We start from the raw sequence: 19011 nt of genomic DNA on the forward strand, positions 1-19011 counted from the left end.
GCTCGATCAGGCGACGTCCTTCAGCACGCATTCCGGCGGTCGCGCTTCGCCCGGCGCGAGGTCGGCTGCATAGCGATACAGCGTCGAGCAGTAAGGGCAGATGATCTCCTTGTCGTTGCCGAGGTCGAGGAAGACGTGCGGATGATCGAAGGGCGGATTGGCGCCCACGCACATGAACTCATGCGAGCCGATCTCAATGACGGGAACACCGGCATCATTGTGGAAGTGCGGGACGATGTTATCGGCCATCGAGTTCACCTTGGGTGGCAACGGGAGCAGACGCAAGAATCAGGGCAGCACGCGGGACTCCGGTGGCCGCCGTCGAAACGGCGCGCACCATACTGGCGGGCGCAGGCAATTCCTAGGGTGGGGAACCCGCGTTTCGCGCGACACTCGCCGTTAATTTTTACATGTGGATTCGACACAATCGCGGTCCGATCGAGAAGCCCTTCTTTCGTCGGGGCCGTTGTGTCTTGATACCGGAGCACTATGTCTTGCCAAATTGCCGTGAGAAGGCGTGAATCGGCGTGAAAGCAGGACGACTCAATCTGGCTCTGGCCGGAGTTGCATTCAGCGTGGCCATCGGCGGCGCGTTGTGGCCGCACGCCCGGCAGGCCGGCGCGATGCTCGCCGCGCAGGACGATCCTGCACTTCTGTCTGATATCCAGCTGAGTTCTCTGTTGCGGAACAATGAGGCTCTGATCGCGCAGAACATCGACGCCGCGCTCGATGCCGGCGATGCGGATCTTGCGAGCAGTTTCCTGGCGCTCGCACAGGACAAGCAGGTGAACGTCAGCGACGAGCAGGCCCGGCGAGTGGCAGATGCGCTCGCAGCGGAAAACTCGACGCCACATTTTGCCAAGCGCTTTGCCAGCGGGCTTGTGACCGGCCAGGCGGACGATGTCGCGAGCCTCTCGGGAACCGTGGCCGGCGATCTTTTTGTGTTCGGTGACATCCGAGATGCGGTGCGCGAAGGCAAGCATCTGGTGATGGGCGAGGCGACCGACCGGCTGGTGCTGGGTCTCGCCACGGCAGGACTGGCCGTGACCGCGGCGACCTATGTTTCGGCCGGCACGGCAACGCCGGTGCGCGCAGGGCTGACGCTGGTGAAGGATGCCCGCAAAGCGGGCCGGCTGGGCGAGGGGCTCGCCGCGTGGGCCGGCCGCTCGGCGCGTGAGGTGGTGGATACGCCGGCGCTCGAGCAGGCGGTTGCCTCCAGCTCGGTGTTGCGTCCCGGCGAGACGGCGACCGCGATCAAAGCGGCATTCCGGGCCGAAAAGGCAGGTGGACTGGTGCGGCTCGCCAAGGATGTCGGCCGTATCACCGAGAAGTCCGGAACCCGTGGCGCGCTCGATTCGCTGAAGCTCGCCGAGGGCCCGAAAGACGTGGCGCGTGCGGCGCGCCTCGCCGAAGCCAAGGGCGGCCAGACCCGGGCGATCCTGAAACTGCTCGGTCGCGGCGCGCTGCTCCTGCTGACGGGAACCTTCAACCTCGCGCTCTGGCTGTTGAGTGCGCTTATGATGGTGTTTGGGTTCCTCTCCTCGATCAAGGCCACGACCGAGCGGGCGACGCAATCCTGGCTCGACCGGCGCAAGCGACGCCGCCTTCGCCAGGCGCAGGCCGGTTCCGCTGCTGCGGTGCTTTCTCCGGCGGCGAGCTGCGGCTAAGTTTGCCTCCCATTCTCCACGCCAACTTCGGGGTCAATCGCCGATGCCGAGCTTTCACAACGGCACAGTCGAAATTGCTTTTCTGGACGAGGGGGAGGGCGATCCGATCGTCCTGGTGCACGGCTTCGCCTCGAGCAAGAACGTCAACTGGGTCTATCCGACCTGGGTCAGCGACCTGCGCAAGGACGGGCGGCGCGTGATCGCGCTCGACAATCGCGGCCATGGCGACTCGACGAAGCTTTATGAACCCGCGCAATATTCCATTGCGGAGATGGCAAGCGACGTCACCGCGCTGCTCGATCATCTCGGCATCGCAAGCGCCGACATCATGGGTTATTCGCTCGGCGGACGCATCGCCGGTCACATCGCGCTGACCGCGCCCCCCCGCGTGCGCTCGGCGATCTTCGGCGGCATCGGCATGGCGATGATCGAAGGCGGCGGCCCCGGCGAGAATGTCGCAGCCGCGTTGGAAGCGCCATCACTGGACGACGTCACAGATCCTGTCGGGCGAACGTTTCGCGCTTTTGCCGATCAGACGCGATCCGATCGGCTGGCACTCGCCGCCTGCATGCGCGGCTCACGCGGGCTAATGTCGCGCGAGGACGCGGGACGCATCGACGTGCCCGTACTCATTGCCGTGGGTACAGCAGACGAAGTGGCAGGGTCCGCTCCGGCGCTGGGGGCGCTCATTCCCGGCGCAGACGTGCTCGAGATTCCCAACCGCGACCATATGCGCGCCGTCGGCGACAAGGTTTACAAGGCCGGTGTGATCGACTTCCTGTCACGCCGAAAATAGCTCACGCCGATCGCAGCGACGGAGCCGGCTTGTCCGCACCGGAGAGATAGCGAGCGGCCGCGATCAGCCCGGTGAAGGTTGCGATCCAGACTATTCGCGCACCGTAACGATCGTGCGGTCCGGAGATCACCCCGCAGATCACCGCATTGCCGAGCAAAGCCAGCGTCACCGTTGCTGCGAGCAGGGCGACGTCATCCCGTCGCCGCCGCCAGATCGCGTGGCCAACGATTGCGACCACGGCCAGCATCGAGCCGAGCGCGACCGGCACATGCAGCCAGTTCACCGGCGCGAAATTGATCTCCCAATGCTGCTGATGCGCGGCATGCATCGCCTGAGACTGCGCGGGGACATAGCGGTCGATGATGCCATAGGTATGCGGCAGCCAGCCGTTGGTGCCTTCACCCGTCGCGACATGCACCAGCTGCTCCGCGGTGGCCACTGCGGCCGCCTTGACCTGCCAGAGCGGATATTCGGCGAGCGAGCGCTCGACGATGAAACCCATCTCGTCGTTCAGCCCGTCGAAGCGACCGAGCTTGTCGAACATGCTGTGGCCCCACAGGAAGTCATCGGCAGTGGGCGGCAGCTCATTGCGATAAGGGCACAGCTTGAGCTTCTGCTGCGGGCAGTGGTCGCGCAGGTATTGCGTGACGATGCCGTCCTGGAGCATCCGGCCGAAGGCGACGCCGACCCCGCCCGGCGTCCAGGCGAACTGTCTCGAGAGTGCAGCGTTGGCGGCGAGCAGCATCGCCGCGCCGACCAGGATCGTGGCGCTTGCCTGCACCAAGCCTGAGAACGAAATCCGGTCGCGAAGGAAGGGCTTGGCGACCCAGCCGACGCAGCAGAGCCCGAACAGGACGCCAAGCGTGGCGCTATGGGTGGCGGACGCAAACGCCGTGAATACGAACAGCGCGGTCTTTTCCAATCCGGACGTCCGGTCTGCCTGGGTGACCAGGATGAACAGGGCGAGCACGGCCAGGCCCGCGAAAATGTCGGTCAGCAGCATGCTGGCGAGCCAGGGCAGGGCGGTGGTGAGGATCAAGAGCAGTCCGATCCAGAGCAGCCGTAACGGCTGGCTCAATCCCAGGACGCGCAATGTGAGCTGCAGGATCCAGAGCGTCGCCAATGCCTGAAAGGTGAGATTGAGCCAGAAACCCGAAGCTTCGCCGTAATGCAGATACAGGCCGAACACCGTCGAGCGGCTGGGAACCAGATAGCCCTCGTACCAACGCGCCAGATAGCCGCCCGTATCCCATTGCAGAAGCGGGTAGCCGTTCCACAAGGCCGGTGCGACCAGGAAAAGTGGAATGATGACGAGGGGGAGCCAAACCGAAGCGGTTTCGGCCGTCCGCGCATCCAGGGTCTGTGTGTTGCTGATGCCAGCATCCCCCATCTGGCCACCGCGGCTCGGAATTGGGCCCAAGTGCGGTGGGATCGACATTCGCTTCGGTGCCGCCTCGGATCCGCTCAGCGAACGTCAAATCCAAGACCACTGCAGAATCGATGCTGCCAGCGTTGCTTCGGCTCAGACGTTCGTATGAGACGATGCTCCGAGAAGACACGAATGTCGGAGCCGGAACACTGGCGGGCTCATCAATAGTCGCAGAGTAATGGATGGTAAAGGTCGGGTGGATACCGGAGGCGCCCTGCCATCTTTTCGGAGTTTGCAGTGCAGCATTGATGCGCTGGAGGGGCAGCGCTTGATTTCCGGTTCCCAAAGACCACCTTTGACCTGCGCGCTTCTTTGGCCGGAGCGGTGTTCGCGCGCCGGTCAGGGAAGTGTGTCAAATTTGGTGCTGCCAGTGCCGTGATCGCCGGTCTTTGAATGCCACGCAGGTTGGCTCGAAGACGGCGCGCCTGAAGGACACAAGGCGGGCTCCGTGCTATAATGATATTTGTTGAAGTTGAGGGCAGCCCATGGCCATGCATCAGACCCATCCGCACGCCGGCAAAGTGGCAGCACTCGATCCGATCTGGGATCGGATTCGGCAAGAGGCGGAAGATATCGTCCGTCGCGAACCCGAACTTGCGACCTTCATCTATTCGACCGTGCTGCATCACGACCGTTTGGAAGATTCGGTCGTACATCGCATCACCGATCGGCTCGACCACTCCGCACTCTCGGGCGACCTGATCCGGCAGACCTATGACGATGCCTTGCGCGACGAACCGGATCTCGGCCACGCGTTCCGCGCCGATCTCGTCGCTGTCTACGACCGCGATCCTGCAACATCACGCTTCATCGATCCGTTGCTCTATTTCAAAGGCTTTCACGCCATTCAGACGCATCGGCTGGCGCACTGGTTGTATCGGAAGAACCGCAAGGATTTCGCCTTCTACCTGCAAAGCCGTTCGTCAGCCGTGTTTCAGACCGACATCAACCCCGCCGCGCGGATCGGGCGCGGCATCTTCCTCGATCATGCTACGGGATTTGTCTGCGGCGAGACCGCTCTTATCGAGGATAATGTCTCGATCCTGCACGGCGTCACGCTCGGCGGCACCGGCAAGGAGAATGAGGACCGTCATCCCAAGATCAGGCACGGGGTACTGATCGGCGCCGGCGCGAAAGTTCTCGGCAATATCGAGGTCGGTCACTGCGCGCGCATTGCGGCCGGCTCTGTCGTGGTGAAGCCGGTTCCGAACAACGTCACGGTCGCCGGCGTGCCGGCCAAGATCGTCGGCGAAGCAGGTTGCGCCGAACCGTCACGGACGATGGATCAGATGATCAACGCCATGGGTCTGTGAATGGTCTGTGATCCCCGGCAAAGGCGAGATGGAGTCAAGAGCTTTTCAACGCCGTGATTTCGTGCGACCACGTTGATGGGCTGTGGATTTGATCGTCGCCGCGTTTGTTTCGGCGGCGTGAATCTGTGATCCACAGCGTCCTTCCGGTCCGGCGTTCCGATGCGCGGATCGGAATGTTGAATCGGGACACTGGCGGTTCGCGCCATATCGTCGTAAATCCCGCAACCTCGATGCCGATTGGAGACAGCCGTGGACGTTCAAGAAGTCAGGAAGTTGGACGCGTATCTCAAACGCGTGTTCGGCAATCCCAAGATCCGCGTGGTGCCGCGGCCCAAGAAGGAAGACTCGGCCGAGGTCTATATCGGTGAGGAATTCATCGGTGTGCTGTTCGTCGATGACGAGGACGATGATCGCTCGTTCCAGTTTCAGATGGCGATCCTCGAGGACGATCTGGTCGAATAGATCTTTGCGGCGCGGCTGGGGGCTCAGTGCGAGCTGAGCGACTTATCCGTACGACTTATCCCTTGGCATGGTGGAGCTGCGACGTCAGCCGTTCGATTGCATCGGCGACGTCCTGCCAATGCGACAACCAGCTTCGCGGAAAGCGGAAGGTGAGATCGGCAGCGTCGACGCGCCGCTCGCTCAAGCACATCCCCGGTGTCGCCGCGTCGCGCGTACAGCGAGCCGCGAGCGGCGGCTGCTCCGCCTGAAACAGATCTTCGCTGTCGTAGGGCGTGCCGGCGCGAAAGCTGCGCATCGTCAAGCCATCCTGCACCGACACGATGGCCGGATCCAGATAACGCGGATAGATGGTGCGCAACCGTGTCTCCGGCGAGAGGGCGTCGTGATGGGCCGCGATTGACACGAAAATGCGGTCGATCGGTTGCGGTCCCTCGTCCAGCTGCTCGACGCTGACATGCCGTGGCGTCTCGGGTGCGGACAGCGAGGGATAGGCGAAGCCGAGATCGACCCGTTCCTGTGGTCCGCTATGGCGCTGGATCTTCATGCGGACCGCCGCGGTCGGGACGTTGAACAGTGTGCCGCCGACGCTGACGGGCAGCTGATCGGGGCCTTTCAACGGGGCCGCGCCCCAGGTCGGCCACAGCAGATAGGCGACCAGGGCGAGTGCCGCGGTCGCGAGCAGTCCCCCCGCCGCGATCGGCAGGGCGTGGGCGTAACGGCTCAACGGGGCGCCCATCGTGCGGCTGCGGCGTTGGTTTGCCGAAAACATCGTCATCAGCGAAAGAAGGCTCCGGATCGAATCAGCGCGGACTATGCCACGGAGGCGTGGCATTCCGGAGAACTTCACCCGCAAATGTTGCAAGGTGAACCGCCGCGCCAAGCGCAGCCGGTATTAACCTTTCTTTAAGGATAATCTGGCGCCGGTCCCCGATTTTTGCGAAACCGACGGTCGGCAGTCCTGAAATGTACGTGGGTGCGTTTGCAATGTCGGTCGAGGCATTCAATTCCCTGTTCTCGCTCTTGATCGGCTTTGCGCTCGCCGGCGCGCTGACGAGCGCCTACCAGGCCTGGGCAGAACGCCCCGCCGGCTTCGAACTTCTACAGCAGGGCGTGACGCCTCAGCGCTTCGCGGCCGTACCGTTCCTGGTGTTCGCGGCGCCGTTCATCATCATGCGAAACACGCTGCGTGGAGCCCGCATCGAGCGGCGACGCTTCGAGTTCGTGATGATGGCGACCGTCATCGCCGGCTTCTGGAGCATGATGTCAGGCACCTTCTTTGTGATGACATTGCGCGCGGCCGGATTGATCTAGTTCCGCCTTCCCTCATGAGGCGTCGCGCTTGCTTGAAAACTTTGCGTGGGCTGTGCCAAGGTCGTCTCCTTGAAGGAGACGCTTGATGGCTATCTACGAGCTCGACGGGCAGGCGCCCGAGCTTCCGGCAAACGGAAATTACTACATCGCCGAAAGCGCGACGGTGATCGGTCGCGTGCGCCTGTTGAATGCGGCGACGGTCTGGTTCGGCGCGGTGCTGCGCGGCGACAATGAATGGATCGAGGTCGGCGAGGGGGCCAACATCCAGGACAATTCCACCTGTCACACCGATCTGGGATTTCCGCTGCGGATCGGGACGAATTGCACGGTCGGCCATAATGTGATCCTGCATGGCTGCACGATCGAGGATGACGCGCTGATCGGAATGGGATCGATCGTGATGAACGGGGCGCGGATCGGGCGGGGCAGCGTGGTCGGCGCCGGAGCGGTCATCACCGAAGGCAAGGAATTTCCCGAGTATTCGCTGATCATCGGCGCCCCGGCGCGCGTGATCCGCACCCTCGAACCGGCGCAGGTCCAGAAGATGGGAAGCGCTGCGCGCTTCTATGTCGCCAATGGCCAGCGCTATGGCAAAGGCTTGAAGAAGATCGGCTGACGAAATCGTCGTCAGGTCCCTTCGCTCTCGTTCCTTTCGACCGCCGTAGCGACACGCTCGTGACCCGCGGCCCAGAGGGCATATTGTTCGCTGCCTTCCTGGTAGGGATTGGCCTCGGCTGGAATGCTCTCGCGCGCGGCGCGCTGGCCCTGCTCGAACGGATCCGGGTCGGTGGTCACCATGTCCTATTGTCCTGGTCCCTGTTTCTCTCGGTTCTGATCGTCACTACCAAAGCGCGCCGCACCTCTGACCTCTATGCAAAGCGTGTGAGGTCGCGGCAAGCCGTACTTCTCGCTCAATCGAAGACATCGCCTCGGCAAGTCCTGCAAGCTCGGTGTTGATCGAGAGGCCCTTGCTTGTGCTCATCCAAATATCCTCGTCGAGAGCGCTCAGGTTGTGCACGGACCGTTGCTTCCTTGCAGTATCAATCGCCCTCGATACTGATCTGTTCCCGGAACGGGGCGCTCTCCCGACCGTTGCACGGCAAAGGGAGTTCGCCAGATGACGATATCTTCGTTGGGGACATTCGTTGCGATTGCCATTCTTGCCGGATCGACAACGGCCTTCGCACAAGGCGGTGGGGGCGGCGGAGGTGGTGGTTCAGGCGGAGCTGGTGGTGGCGGCGCCAGTGGCACGAGCACAGGTGCTTCCGCCAGCGGACCGTCGGTCGGCAGTCCGAGTGCTGTCGGCAGCCCGAGCGCCGGCTCGGCAGGTACGGGATCGGCTGCGTCGAGCGGCATTCCACCCGGGCCTGCCAACGCAGCCAGCCTCAATAATTCAGGTCATGACCCCAGCGGGGCCGGTAACTCATCTAAATCTGCATCGCCTCCGAAGCCCGGCACCAACAGCTCAGGCACGGCTCAGTCGTCTGGACGATCGTCATCGGGAGCGTCCGGCAATTCGCAAGCTGGTGTCACCACTGGCGCCGGACCAGGCGCGGGGCAGGGTGCCACGGGACAGGCGACTGATGACACAATCAAGGCAGAGGATCAGGCGATCGATCGTAAGGTGAAAAGCATCTGCCGCGGTTGCTGAATGTTGCCGGTCCGTCGCGCAGATGTGAGTAGGAATGCCCGACGCCCGTTCCAAATACATTCTAAGTAAGGGTCCATTGCGGTGACGGGATCATCGCAACGCGTGTGTTTGGAGAGGGTGTGTTGATGCGCAAGACGATGGTTGGGCTGCTGGCAGCAGCATCACTTGCAATGGCCTCGCCTGAGGTCGCTTTGGCCGCAGGCGGCCATGGTGGTGGCTTTGGAGGCCACGGTGGTGGCTTCGGCGGCCATGTTGGAGGTTTCGCAGGTCCGCGCGGCGGCGGTTTCCAGGGTGGGGTCGGAGGCTTCCATCCCGGTGGCTTTCACCACGGCGGCTTCCACCATGGCTTCGGTCCGGGCTTCGCCTTTGGCTTCGGCTATCCCTACTATTACGGCTATTACGGCGGTTACTACCCCTACTATTATGACTATGAGGGTGATGGCGGTTGCTACGTGGTGCGCCAGCGGGTGCATACGCGTCATGGCTGGCGCTATCGGCGTGTCGAAGTTTGCGAGTGATCAGGAGCGCGTCGTCACGGGCTGACGCCGGTCATCTCTGATTTGCGTTGGCCTGATGCCGGTATCCCGGCGTGAAGCTCGCCGGGTGCTGGTATGCAGCTTGCAGACAAACGGGAATGATGATTGTCGATGACATCCCCGGAACTTACGCTGCTATTTCTCGGCATCGTCGTCAGCCTCGGCGCCGCCCTGGTCTGGATGATGTGGGAGGTCGAGCAGTCGACGAAAGCGCGCCGGAGCAGTTCCCGTCTGCGCTAGATCGGCAGACGGCGCGCAGTTCGTCCGCCGCGCGCCGTGCCTTCGCTATCGGTGCCTTTCGCTTCCCGAGAACGTTTAGCCGAGCACGTTGTATTTCTTGAACCAGCTCTGCATCTGATTCCAGGCATCCTCCGCTGCTTCCTTGCGATAGCTTGGACGATAGTCGGCGTGGAAGCCGTGCGGAGCCCCGGGATAGATCTTGAACTCCGCAGTCTTGTGGTGTTCGGCCAGCGCCGTCTTCATCGCTTCCACCTGCGCTACCGTGATGCCGGTATCCGCTTCGCCATAGAGGCCGAGCACAGGCGCTTTCATGTCCCCCGCAAGCTGGGTCGGGCTCTTGGGCCAGGCAGGATTTGGTGGATCAACCAGCGGTCCATAAAAGGCGACCCCGGCCTTCAGTGCGCTGCTGTGGGCGGCATATTCCCAGACCGTGCGTCCGCCGCGGCAGAAGCCGACAATGCCGAGGCGCGAAGTATCGCCACCTTGCGATTTGGCCCAGGCCACGGCGCTGTCGAGATCGGAGAGGAGTTCAGCGTCCGGCTTTGCGTTCACGATCGGCAGCAATTGCTGCATGTCGGTGATCTTGGTGAGATCGACGCCTTTGCGGAAGTAATAATCGGGCGCGACTGCGAACGCGCCAAGCTTGGCAAGCCGCCGCGTCACGTCCTTGATGTATTGGTGAAGGCCGAAGATCTCCATCGCGACCAGGATCACCGGAGGATTGCTGGCGTTGGTCGGCCGCGCGAAGTAGGCCGGCATCTCGCCGTCGGCAACCTTGATTTTGGCGTCGCCGGCATTGAGTCCGTTAGTGTCGGTGGTGATGACCTCGGCGCGGACGGGGCCGGCGGCCAGCGTGTAGCCAGCGGCCACCGCGGCAGAGGCGCTCATGAATCCGCGTCGGGAGAACGGAGCGGATGTTGTCAGTCCGATGACATCGGATGGTGCAAGCTCGGCAGTCATGGGGGCTCCTCTCCAGATGGGAGCCGCATTCAGCAAAGAAAATTTCCCGAAAGGCAAGTCACCAGGGCGAGAGACGCCACCCCGCTGCCGCGGTTGGCAGGGCAAATAGGGAACTGGCAAAAAACAAGGCCGCTGGCGCAGTATGCCGCCAACGACCTTGCCAGCCCCGGACATTAAAATTGGCCCTGCGCCATCCTGAAATTGGCTAACGCCATCCGGTGAGTTCAGGATGGACCGAAAGCCTGCGGTCATCTGTGAAACAGTTCACAAAGTTCCGGGAAAATTCGGTGGCGCTTCTTCTCCTGACTTTCAGGTCCGGCTTCGCCGGTGACGATGCACGCTCCGGCTGGCATGAGCGCGGGTGCGAACCGCTCTGTTGCGGGCCGCAGGTTCTGAAGGCTCGGCACTCTGCACGCTCGCAAAGGACTGTCGCAGACCGCTGACGGCGTCAGTCAGTGAGGCGACCTGGTCCGAGAGCCGCTTGGTGTCGGCTTGCTGCGCAGCCAGAAGGTGGCGCAAGGTCTGCAATTGATCCTGCACCATCTGCAGCTGATCGATGGATTCCTGCTGTGTCGCTTCGAGGCCCTTGGTCTTTTCCACCAGTTGCTCGGATACTTGCGCTGTGTGTGCCTGTACCTGTCGCGCGATGGCAGTGCGATCGAGCTCAGGCGACGCTCCGCCATAGGCACGCCACAGCGCGATCGCGCCCATGCCGGCCACCAGCATCAGCAACGTTGCGGCGGCGAGTGCGACCGGCTGAGCGCCCATCAGCGGAAGGGCATTTGATTTGGGAAGCTGTGGTCTGGTATCGCGCGTCAAAGGATGCATCGGAAACCAACCTATCGAAAAGCGCCTCAGATGCCCCCGGATCGAAGCGGGGTGAAACTACGAAAAGCAACTTCGACATCCGCGGGGGCCGCTGTCGCCCCTGCACTGGTAAGCTTCTATTAGCAAATCTGACAAAGGAGATGCCTGCAAGCCCCAATTCGCGGCTGCAGGACGGTTGTACGGTATGAAAAAACCGTCAGTCCCTCGCCGTCCGCATGAGTTGCAATGCGCCAGGGACGGGAGGGGCTACTGGGCGGAGGAGCAATTCCGGCAGATGATCAGTTTCTGCTTCAACCGGTCTTCGTCAGCCTGATCGAGCACTTGCTGCTCTTCAAAGTCGGGATCCTTGCGGTAGCCGGTGCTGGATCGCGCTGACATGATATCGACGCCGTCAGCCCTGCGCTTAGCCTGCTTGCGCTGCGGCTGCACCGCAATGGGGTCAGTCTCCATTGCGGCCGCTTGGGGCGCGCTGAAGCCGTCCCAGTCCGGCGCGGCAGCCGCGACCGGAGCAGCGGTCGCCTGCACGGGGGCTCCCGCGGCCGCCAGCGGCGCGTTGCAACTCGTGGAGGAGAGGCAGCAGTTCGACAGGGTCGCCGCCGCAGCGAATAGCATTGCGCTTCGCAATATCTTCATGCCCAACCTAAGACGTCCGAGATGTGAAATTTCAAGGCTGAGCTTGCGGATCAGCCGCCAATCCACGCCATACGTTCAAAGCAAGGCCGAAAAAAGTTGCGGCCAGCCCTTGGGGGAGAGCTGGCCGCGCGCGAACCGGTCTGGGACGGGGAGGGGTGGGGATGTGACCGGGTCGCGTAACTCGTATCTCGTGGCGATAGATCGCAGGACTTACTATCAGCGCTCCTTGGCGCTGGCGGTGGCCACTGCCGGCCGGCCATCACCCAGCGAGACCCACACGTTGGGATCGCTCTGCGATTGCCGCTTGACGAAGCGGTAGCCAGTCTCGGTCCAGGCGACCACGTTCTCATTCTGATTGTCGAGAATGAACTCGCCCTTGTCGGTCTTGACGGTCAGCACCGCGTGGCCTTCGCCCTTGCGGTCGCGCACCACCGTGATCAGCAGGGCCTCGCGCGGCCACCCTGCGTCGATCAGGAGCTTGCGCTTCAGCAGCACGTAGTCTTCGCAGTCGCCATAGCCGTCGGTCGGCAGGGACCATTTCTCGACCACGCCCCAGTGATCCATGTCGGTCAGCGGTTTGACGTTCTCGTTCACCCAGTGATTGACCTTCAACAGGTCGCGCCAAGCCGTCTGCGACAGGACGATGTCGCGGGCTTGCGACGGGCCGCCGCGGCATTCCTCGGCATTCTCAGTGCAGAATTCGATCCACCCGATCGGCGCGCGCGTGGTGTCGCCCAGGCTTGCGTAGAGCACCCGGTCGTCCCCGGCATGCGCTGCAGCGCCCATTGCTAACAGGATGGCTCCCACCGCCAATCCGATCCTCAGTCCCGTCCGCTTGACCATTGTGGCCCCCGTTATCGTTGGGACCACGTGTCGCACAAAGATTTTGCCCGGCAGCTAAGTAGTCAAAGTAGATTTGAGACGAATCCAAGTAAAACTAAAATCTCATTCGAGCTTTACTTGAAGCTTATTTGATTAAAATTTGAGAGGACTCTATTTGATTAAAATGCGTCGGATCGAGCCGGATCGTATTGATCTTGCTGCTTTTCCTCCCGCCGAGATGCGCCCGCTTTGCCCACGCCGTGACGGAAGTGGATGCGCGCAACAACCAGCAGTCGGCGTGGGCCGGCCCTGGTTGTCTTCCGAGATTGGCGGAATGTAGAGGGGCTTCGCTTTACCGCGCGCTAACGCTCTCTTCGAGCGTGTCTGCGAGCTGCGGATGAACGAACTCGATCGCGAAGCCGTCTTCGAGATTGCGCACGACGCGCGAAGCCACACGGCCGAGCATCACCTGCGACTTCAAGGGAGGCTTGGTCTCGGCAGCGATCGCGGCGCCAGACAGCGACAGGTCGATGATGCGGCAGGTCATCTTGGTGCCGTCATCGAGCGTGAGCACAGCGATCGGATTCCGCGGCACGATACGATCGTGGCGGCGGTCCTCCGGCAAATTGAGGATGTCGCGGTTGGCGAGCCAGGTCAGTTGTGCGGCGAGCTTGTCGCGCTTGCGCGCGGTCGCCCCGATCGTCATCGCAAAGCCGTTGTCGATGATCCGGGTGATCTTGCCCTCGACGCGGCCGATATGGTCGAGATAGGCGATGACGCGATCACCGACATTGCCGATGCCGGGGGCCAGCAGGGCAAGTCCGCCTGGCGACATGTTGATCACCTGGCAAGGGAATTCGCGGCGATCCGGCAGCATATAACGGCCGAGCAGGTGAACCTTCACCCTCTGGAAGCGGCGACGCTCCTCGGCGGCCGGAAGAGTCAGTTTTTTGTTCGGCAACGCCATATTTCGCCACTCAAGCCGGCTCTGCGGGATCACATGACCCTACGTCTTGCAGGGTTAATGCGGCGTTACAGGATACTACCGGCAGCCGTGCAACGAGGGATAGACGCGGGTCGGGTCGGTCAAAGCTGATCATCCGGTCGATGAGGTGTGCTCATCGCGGTTCTTGCCAGCATACCATCGGAATGCCCCAGCGTGCCGGGCTCAACACGCAGCGAGCTGATCTACCGCAAGCCCTCGTAGACCATGAGGCCACGCGCGAGCGCCAGCTTGCGCAGGGCGCGCGGCACGATGCGCTCCGGTGGCGGTTGGATATAGCGCCAGGAGACGATCTCAAGCGGGCCCAGCGTGCCCTGCGGTCGCTCGAACGGGGCGAGCAGGCCGGTGAGGCTGATCGGCTCGTGCGCGCGAGTGTTGAATGGAAGCAACAGCAGTTCGAGATGCATCCGCGAGCGGTCGGGCGAAGGTGCCGTCACGCCGGCGATCGCGGGCAGCATCTCCTCGGAAACGACCGTCACGATCTCCTGGATCTCGCTGCGGCTTTCCGGTGCGAACTGCGCCGGAAAGCTTTTATCCTTCATATCGCCGCCGAGCAGCGCGCAGAGTCGCGTTCCGGCCATCCGGAACGGGAAGCCCGCCTCGGCGTCGCAGGACAGCACGAAAATATCGCCAAGCAGCTCGCGGACCGCGGAAGGCTCGATCTCGCTACGGTCCGGGGCCCGGCCAAAGCCGCGCTGGGCGTTCCAGTAGGCGAAGAAATCGCGGTTGGACGGATGTTTCATCTCGATGGCCCTCCCGCCCCGCGATCAAGCGGGGACATCTCTGTCCTGCTTTCAGCCAGGCGGCTCGTTGGAGTGTTGTGCAGGAGGGGCTTTGCAGCGTCTATGCCGATGGTCTGATTGTGCCTGGTTTCCCCGGGGCTTCCGCGCGTTAAGGTTAAATTAACGATGTGCTTGGCGGCAGCGGAACAACACGTAAGATCGTGCGTATCAGGCCCGCGCCGGAAGGTGGAAGGTCCGGTGCGACACGGTGAAGCGAAGACACGAGGCGGCGTCAAATAGTCTGGTCATGCGACGGGGAGGGGTGGGGATCGGATCCCGACGGCTCCCCGAGGGCTTAAGACCGGCAGAGCCAAGCAGGGAGGGCTTTCTCAGAGCCCTCCCTATTTCTTTGGCCTATCGCCATGCGATCAACGGACAGCTTGTGCGCTTGCGCAAGGCAGCCAAAGCCGCCTATCTGGACGTTCCGATCCACACGCTGAAGGCGTCCGCCCCCTTGGAATCGTCGCCAGACCTCTTGCAAGAGCTCCCGCCGGATACTCCGCGAGAGCCGATCCTGACGCTGCCCGGCGCATTGACCAGTTATGTGCTTCTGATCGCGGTGATCCATTTGCGCGTCCTGCTACCCCCCGAGTGGGAGAACTGGACCGTCGATGTGTTCGGCTTCATCCCCAAGCGCTACGATTCGACGCTGATGGACGTGGATTTCCCTGGTGGCGCCGGGGCCAAGATCTGGACCTTCGTCACCTATTCGTTGCTGCACGCCAATCTCACGCACATTGCCTTCAACGTGCTTTGGCTGCTGCCGTTCGGCAGCGCATTGGCGCGTCGTTTCGGCGCTCTGAGGTTCTTCCTGTTCATGGCCGTGACGGCCGCGGCGGGTGCGCTGGCACACCTGCTCACGCATGAGCACGAAATCGCGCCGATGATCGGCGCCTCGGCTTCCGTTTCGGGCACCATGGCAGCCGCGATGCGCTTTGCGTTTGTGCAAGGCAGCTTCCTGTCCTTCAGTCGCGGCGACGCGGATGCGGCGGCCAAAGTTCCCGCACTGTCGCTGTCGCGTGCGCTGCGTAATCCGCGGGTGCTCGGTTTCCTCGGCGTTTGGTTCGCCGTGAACATCGTCTTCGGCGTGTGGTCGCTTTCGATCGGGACGGATGGCGCCAGCGTGGCATGGCAGGCGCATATCGGCGGCTTCTTCGCCGGCTTGATCCTGTTCGCGCTGTTTGATCCCGTGTCGCACACGCGGGATGTTGCACCTGCGTCGTCTCCGGAAGCTCCTGAGCGCGAGCTGCAGTGATCGTGTGCTTGCGATAGCAGGCGATTTCATTCATCATCAAGAACTCGCGAAGCGGGTAAAAAAGGCCCCACACGAGCGGGCGGCAGCGTCGTATGCGGATAGGCGCCGGCCTCCCTCGCTCGGCTGCAAATGCGTGCAGCGCCCGACTGTTGATTAAGACTCGTGCAACGCCAAGCCGCAGCCGCCTCGCAAGAAGGGCGGGATCGGCTTCTCAAGGAGACGGTCCATGACAGTACGCGCAATTCTCGATACCAAAGGCCATCACGTTGAAACCGTCGAGCCGGAAACCAGTGTCGCCGACACCGCCAAGCGTTTGGCTGAGCGCAAGATCGGCGCTGTTCTGGTGATGACGGGAGCGCGCATGGAAGGCATCCTGTCCGAGCGCGATATCGTCCGCGCGCTGGGCGAGCGGGGCGCCGACGTGCTCAGCGAGCCGGTTTCCAGCATCATGACGCGCCGTGTCGTGAGCTGTCGGCCGGCCGATACGGTCGCCGCCATCATGGAGACCATGACGCTCGGCAAATTCCGGCATCTGCCGGTGATCGAGGGCGGCCTCGTCGTTGGCCTGATCTCGATCGGCGACGTCGTGAAATGGCGCGTCCAGGAATACGAGAACGAGCAGGAAGCGTTGCGTCAGTACATCAAGACGGCGTAGCGCCGTTCGGCGGTGTCATGACGCCGATCGCCTCCTGGAGCGAATCCAGCGCGCGATCGGCCGCGCGGGTGCCGGCCGCGATCAGGTCGGAAGCACGATGGAAGTCGAACCAGCCGATCTGGCCGACGCGTGGCGTGATCAGGAGGTCAGGCGGATCGCCGGCCAGCCGCGCGCGGGTGATGCGGTCCTGCATGATGTTGAAGGCATCCACCATCACGGAGGAGATGCCGGGTCGGCCGCCGCCGCCAAAGAACTCCCGCTTCACGGTGCGTTCGGGTGAGAAGAATTTCCCGAAGCGCCGCTTCGGTGCGGTGGGCTCGATCACGGTTTCCGGCACCTCGACCGGTTGGCCGTGCGAATAGATCGTCGTTGAATGCGTAAAGACGTCGCTGGATAGGTTGGCGGCAATTACGATCTCGGCCCCTAACGCGCGCGCGGCCGACACCGGCACCGGATTGACCAGCGCACCATCGACCAGCCAGCGATCGCCGATCAGCACCGGCGCGAAGATGCCGGGCAGCGCATAGGAGGCGCGCATCGCATCGACCAGGCTGCCATGGGTTAGCCAGATCTCGTGGCCGGTACGCACCTCGGTCGCGACGGTGGCCACCTTCATCGGGAGTTCTTCGATCGTGATACGGCCGAGCGAGGCCTCGAGCTGCGCGGCAAGTTTCTCCCCGCCAATCAGGCCGGAACCGTTGAGGCGGATGTCGAGATAACCGAGCACGCTTCGGACCTGCAGGCTGCGCGCCCATTCCTCCAACGTATCGAGGTGACCAGCGGCGAAAGCTCCGCCGACCACGGCGCCGATCGAGGTGCCGACGACGACGTCGGGCACGATGCCATGGGCCGCCAATGTGCGGATCACGCCGATATGGGCGAAGCCGCGCGCCGCGCCGCCACCCAAGGCGAGACCGATCACCGGTTTGCGGATCGCGCCAAGCCCAACCTTGCCATTTTCTTCAGTGCCGCTCTGACGGCGCCCGATCAGCAGATCCAACACGACAACATCTCCAGGGCGTACGCTCGTCGTCCGTCTTGCGGCAGACTACGCGGCCACGCCGGCTGCTCGCCAGACCCTATCCGAAGCATGGTTTATGCCGGTTGGCGCCTGAATTCCGAGTTCCGGGGGCGGCCGTCATGGGGGCGCACCTGATGCCGCCGATTTGGAGTTCCCGCAAGCCCTCCCGCTGCCAGACAGCATCGTGCCGAGCCTCAGGGCAGGGGAATGCACGAAGATGTGAGCGCTGAGCCCGAAAGGCGTGGGCTCCGCGGCCACCGTGGCGACACAGGCTTGAATTCGCCGCGTTTTCGGTGAAAAGCAGGACAATGATGACGAAACGTGGCGGCACCACTTCAGACCGGCGCGGCAGAGGCCTATTGCGGCTCGACGCCGCGGTTTTGGCCGGGGCCGCGCTGCTCGGCGCCGTTGCGAGCAGCCCGGCTGCGGCACAGTTCTTTACCGACCGCCCGCCGCCGGTGCCCCCGGCCGCAGTGCCGGATCCGGGCGCTGCCGTCAGTCTGGCCCCGCCCTCAGGCCCGGGGGCCGGATCACCGCCGCCGCCCATGCCGGCCACGCCTCCCTCGGTCGCGGTGGTGCCGCCCGTCGCAGCCCCTGCAACGGTGCCGCCGGGACAGCCGCCCAGCGCGCCCAGCCAGGGCGTGCTGTCGCTGTCGGCGCGCTACGGCAAGGACCAGCCCGCCATCAATGGCGGCCTGGTTTGGCGGGTGTTTGCGGACCGGCCTGACGAGACCGGCACTTTCAAGATGCTGCGGGAAGATCGCACTGCGAGCCCGAACATCACGCTGCCGCCCGGCAACTACGTCGTCCACGTCTCGCTCGGACTGGTGAGCGCAATGCGCACCGTGAGCTTGAAGCCGGAGACCGACCGGGAAGCCTTCGTGCTGCCGGCCGGCGGGTTGCGGCTCGAGGGACGTGTCGGCAGCAGCAAGATCCCGCAGAACCAGTTGTCGTTTGCGATCTACAAGGGCAGCCAGTTCGAAGGCGGGGACCGGCCGCCATTGGTGCCGAGCGTGGCGGCGGGCGACGTGCTGTTGCTGCCCGAAGGCACCTATTACATCGTCTCCAACTACGGCGACGCCAATTCGGTGGTGCGTTCCGATATCCGCGTGCAAGCCGGCAAGCTCACCGATGTGACGGTGACACACCGCGCCGCCGTGATCACCTTGAAGCTGGTGTCCGACAATGGCGGCGAGGCACTTGCCAACACGGCGTGGTCGGTCATCAACCCCGGCGGCGACGTGATCAAGGAATCGATCGGCGCCTTTCCGAAGGTCGTGCTGTCGGAGGGCGAGTATCGCGCCATCGCGAAGAACGAAGGCAAGGTGTACGAGCGCACCTTCACCGTCGTGAACGGCGTCGACGGCGAAGTCGAAGTGATTGCGCGCTAAGCGCAGGGTTTTCGCGCGTACTACCAGCACGCAGAAGATGCCAGTTCGGTATGGATTGGTAGTTAAACTGCAATAACCATCGATCGACTTAAAACTGTCATAATTGCTGGTTTGCGCAGGAATTGTTTGCATTTTTACACAGCATTAAGTCACCCCTCATTGGATACCGGTAACGCCAACCTTGTGCAGTGCGTGGTCGTGACGTGACTTCGCTATGCGAACAACGCAAGGCATTGGCGCTCGCAAAGCTTGGGGC

General features: G+C 62.9%; 22 protein-coding genes. 11 read left to right on the forward strand and 11 right to left on the reverse strand.

Features of this window, described 5'->3' with window-relative positions; genetic code table 11:
- Window positions 1–6: 6 nt before the first annotated feature.
- On the reverse strand, window positions 7–249 hold the full coding sequence (locus tag QX034_RS25360) for a zinc-finger domain-containing protein (RefSeq protein WP_315705082.1): 243 nt from the start codon (window positions 247–249) through the stop codon (window positions 7–9).
- Between the two features lie 278 nt (window positions 250–527).
- Here QX034_RS25360 and QX034_RS25365 point away from each other — a divergent pair, with 278 nt between their 5' ends.
- Window positions 528–1667, forward strand: a complete 1140-nt coding sequence (locus tag QX034_RS25365) for a hypothetical protein (protein ID WP_315705083.1) — start codon at window positions 528–530, stop codon at window positions 1665–1667.
- Window positions 1668–1710: 43 nt separating this feature from the next.
- Window positions 1711–2463, forward strand: a complete 753-nt coding sequence (locus QX034_RS25370) for an alpha/beta hydrolase (RefSeq protein ID WP_315705084.1) — start codon at window positions 1711–1713, stop codon at window positions 2461–2463.
- A gap of 1 nt (window position 2464) precedes the next feature.
- Here the strand turns inward: QX034_RS25370 and QX034_RS25375 are convergent, their stop codons facing one another.
- Window positions 2465–3853: a hypothetical protein gene (locus QX034_RS25375; protein WP_315705085.1), complete on the reverse strand. Its 1389-nt coding sequence runs from the start codon at window positions 3851–3853 to the stop codon at window positions 2465–2467.
- 524 nt (window positions 3854–4377) lie between these two features.
- Between QX034_RS25375 and cysE the strand changes: the two genes are divergently transcribed.
- Window positions 4378–5205 carry a serine O-acetyltransferase gene (cysE, locus tag QX034_RS25380; protein WP_315705086.1) on the forward strand — a complete coding sequence of 276 codons (828 nt, stop codon included), beginning with the start codon at window positions 4378–4380 and terminating at the stop codon, window positions 5203–5205.
- Between the two features lie 249 nt (window positions 5206–5454).
- A complete protein-coding gene (locus QX034_RS25385) occupies window positions 5455–5667 on the forward strand; it encodes a DUF3126 family protein (protein ID WP_006611186.1) in 213 nt (70 codons plus the stop codon).
- A 55-nt stretch (window positions 5668–5722) separates the two neighbouring features.
- Here the strand turns inward: QX034_RS25385 and QX034_RS25390 are convergent, their stop codons facing one another.
- Entirely contained in the window at window positions 5723–6442 is a 720-nt protein-coding gene (locus tag QX034_RS25390; RefSeq protein ID WP_315705087.1) for a hypothetical protein, read from the reverse strand.
- A gap of 209 nt (window positions 6443–6651) precedes the next feature.
- Between QX034_RS25390 and QX034_RS25395 the strand changes: the two genes are divergently transcribed.
- A complete protein-coding gene (locus QX034_RS25395) occupies window positions 6652–6978 on the forward strand; it encodes a DUF6949 family protein (protein WP_315705463.1) in 327 nt (108 codons plus the stop codon).
- 85 nt (window positions 6979–7063) lie between these two features.
- Window positions 7064–7594, forward strand: coding sequence for a gamma carbonic anhydrase family protein (locus tag QX034_RS25400; protein WP_315705088.1), 531 nt, complete (start codon window positions 7064–7066; stop codon window positions 7592–7594).
- Between the two features lie 11 nt (window positions 7595–7605).
- Here QX034_RS25400 and QX034_RS25405 read toward each other — a convergent pair whose 3' ends face one another.
- Window positions 7606–7776: a hypothetical protein gene (locus tag QX034_RS25405; protein WP_315705487.1), complete on the reverse strand. Its 171-nt coding sequence runs from the start codon at window positions 7774–7776 to the stop codon at window positions 7606–7608.
- Window positions 7777–8754: 978 nt separating this feature from the next.
- Between QX034_RS25405 and QX034_RS25410 the strand changes: the two genes are divergently transcribed.
- Both QX034_RS25410 and QX034_RS25415 read left to right on the forward strand, forming a co-directional pair.
- Window positions 8755–9147 carry a hypothetical protein gene (locus tag QX034_RS25410; RefSeq protein WP_315705089.1) on the forward strand — a complete coding sequence of 131 codons (393 nt, stop codon included), beginning with the start codon at window positions 8755–8757 and terminating at the stop codon, window positions 9145–9147.
- Window positions 9148–9270: 123 nt separating this feature from the next.
- Window positions 9271–9405 carry a hypothetical protein gene (locus tag QX034_RS25415; protein WP_315705488.1) on the forward strand — a complete coding sequence of 45 codons (135 nt, stop codon included), beginning with the start codon at window positions 9271–9273 and terminating at the stop codon, window positions 9403–9405.
- Window positions 9406–9480: 75 nt separating this feature from the next.
- On the opposite strand, the gene QX034_RS25420 is transcribed toward QX034_RS25415, so the two are convergent.
- From QX034_RS25420 to QX034_RS25445, 6 genes are all read right to left on the reverse strand, one after another.
- Window positions 9481–10293 (reverse strand): dienelactone hydrolase family protein, encoded by an 813-nt coding sequence (locus QX034_RS25420; protein ID WP_315705464.1) that lies wholly within the window; start codon window positions 10291–10293, stop codon window positions 9481–9483.
- 381 nt (window positions 10294–10674) lie between these two features.
- The gene (locus QX034_RS25425; protein ID WP_315705090.1) at window positions 10675–11193 is read right to left on the reverse strand and encodes a hypothetical protein; all 519 of its coding nucleotides are present in this window, start codon (window positions 11191–11193) and stop codon (window positions 10675–10677) included.
- Window positions 11194–11439: 246 nt separating this feature from the next.
- Window positions 11440–11718: a hypothetical protein gene (locus QX034_RS25430; protein ID WP_315729722.1), complete on the reverse strand. Its 279-nt coding sequence runs from the start codon at window positions 11716–11718 to the stop codon at window positions 11440–11442.
- 324 nt (window positions 11719–12042) lie between these two features.
- Window positions 12043–12669, reverse strand: coding sequence for a transglutaminase-like cysteine peptidase (locus tag QX034_RS25435; RefSeq protein WP_315705092.1), 627 nt, complete (start codon window positions 12667–12669; stop codon window positions 12043–12045).
- Window positions 12670–13000: 331 nt separating this feature from the next.
- Window positions 13001–13615 carry a PilZ domain-containing protein gene (locus QX034_RS25440; RefSeq protein ID WP_315705093.1) on the reverse strand — a complete coding sequence of 205 codons (615 nt, stop codon included), beginning with the start codon at window positions 13613–13615 and terminating at the stop codon, window positions 13001–13003.
- Window positions 13616–13836: 221 nt separating this feature from the next.
- A complete protein-coding gene (locus QX034_RS25445; RefSeq protein WP_315705094.1) occupies window positions 13837–14394 on the reverse strand; it encodes a PAS domain-containing protein in 558 nt (185 codons plus the stop codon).
- 493 nt (window positions 14395–14887) lie between these two features.
- On the opposite strand from QX034_RS25445, the gene QX034_RS25450 reads away from it, so the two are divergent.
- Together QX034_RS25450 and QX034_RS25455 are read left to right on the forward strand one after the other, a co-directional pair.
- Window positions 14888–15688: a rhomboid family intramembrane serine protease gene (locus QX034_RS25450; protein ID WP_315705095.1), complete on the forward strand. Its 801-nt coding sequence runs from the start codon at window positions 14888–14890 to the stop codon at window positions 15686–15688.
- A 226-nt stretch (window positions 15689–15914) separates the two neighbouring features.
- Window positions 15915–16343, forward strand: coding sequence for a CBS domain-containing protein (locus QX034_RS25455; RefSeq protein ID WP_315705096.1), 429 nt, complete (start codon window positions 15915–15917; stop codon window positions 16341–16343).
- Here the strand turns inward: QX034_RS25455 and QX034_RS25460 are convergent.
- Window positions 16330–17346, reverse strand: coding sequence for a patatin-like phospholipase family protein (locus QX034_RS25460; protein WP_315705097.1), 1017 nt, complete (start codon window positions 17344–17346; stop codon window positions 16330–16332). The two genes, QX034_RS25455 and QX034_RS25460, sit on opposite strands and share 14 nt — an antisense overlap.
- A gap of 329 nt (window positions 17347–17675) precedes the next feature.
- Here QX034_RS25460 and QX034_RS25465 point away from each other — a divergent pair, with 329 nt between their 5' ends.
- Window positions 17676–18755: a hypothetical protein gene (locus QX034_RS25465; RefSeq protein WP_315728607.1), complete on the forward strand. Its 1080-nt coding sequence runs from the start codon at window positions 17676–17678 to the stop codon at window positions 18753–18755.
- The last annotated feature ends 256 nt before the right edge of the window (window positions 18756–19011 follow it).

The sequence above is a fragment of the Bradyrhizobium sp. SZCCHNR3119 genome, assembly GCF_032487775.1.
In the GTDB taxonomy this organism is placed as follows: Bacteria; Pseudomonadota; Alphaproteobacteria; order Rhizobiales; family Xanthobacteraceae; genus Bradyrhizobium.